At 47.7% G+C, this 1,205-nt stretch carries 1 protein-coding gene; it reads left to right on the top strand.

Features of this window, described 5'->3' with window-relative positions; all coding sequences use genetic code 11:
- The coding region (locus AB4653_RS07710; protein WP_372103746.1) for an ammonium transporter at positions 1-1,072 on the top strand (1,072 nt) is incomplete at its 5' end.
- Positions 1,073-1,205 lie beyond the last annotated feature (133 nt).

The following is a 1,205-nucleotide window of genomic DNA, read 5'->3' on the forward strand; positions in this document are numbered from 1 at the left end:
CCAAGTTAATGCGTTGGTTAAGATCCTCTCGGACTTTGGAGTCTCCGCCATTGCTTACTTCTTTATCGGTTATTGGGTCGCTTACGGCGCGCACTTTTTTGCCGACGCAGAAACGCTATCGCAAGGGAATGGATACGAGCTAGTTAAGTTTTTCTTCCTAATGACCTTTGCCGCAGCAATCCCTGCGATTGTATCCGGTGGTATTGCAGAACGTGCACGTTTCTATCCAATACTCATCGCAACACTGTTCACCGTAGGCTTTGTTTATCCATTCTTTGAAGGCATCATCTGGAACGGTAATTTTGGTTTCCAAGATTGGCTTGAGGCGCAATTCGGTTATGGCTTCCATGACTTCGCGGGCTCTGTTGTTGTTCATGGTGTTGGCGGCTGGATTGCATTGGTCGCGGTTTACTTCCTTGGCATGCGCAAAGGCCGTGTCCGCGCCGGCAAACACACTAACTTCGCACCATCAAACATCCCATTCTTAGCACTAGGTTCTTGGATCTTATGTGTGGGTTGGTTTGGCTTTAACGTGATGTCAGCTCAAGCTATCAATGGTATCAGCGGTCTCGTGGCAATGAACTCACTCATGGCAATGGTTGGCGGTATTCTTGCGGCTCTGATTGCAGGTAAAAATGACCCAGGCTTCATCCACAATGGTCCTTTAGCTGGTCTCGTCGCTATTTGCGCAGGCTCAGATTTAATGCACCCACTCGGCGCACTGGTAACAGGCGGCGTAGCTGGCGCATTGTTCGTTTACTTGTTTACTTACATGCAAAACAAAACACAGATAGATGATGTGCTAGGTGTGTGGCCTCTGCACGGTGTATGTGGTGCATGGGGTGGCATTGCAGCGGGTATCTTCGGTCAGCAAGCATTCTGGGGGCTAGGGGGCGTAAGCTTTACTGCTCAGATGGTAGGTACACTAGCGGGCATTACGGTAGCTTTAATCGGTGCATTGGTTGTCTACGGTGTGTTGAGCAAAGTAACTGGCCTAAGGTTAAGTGAAGAAGATGAGTTTAATGGCGCGGATCTTTCTATCCATAAGATCTCATCAATCAACGAAGACTGATCACGGTTCAATAGATAAACATCAAGCGGCTTCGGCCGCTTTTTTTGTGCCTATTTCATTTCTGAATAGCAGAGATCAAGCGAGTTATGTCACAAATAGCCAATGAATTCAGTTGGCTAAGACTATGGTCTAA

Source organism: Vibrio sp. 10N.222.48.A3, assembly GCF_041475345.1.
Taxonomy (GTDB): Bacteria; Pseudomonadota; Gammaproteobacteria; order Enterobacterales; family Vibrionaceae; genus Vibrio; species Vibrio tasmaniensis_A.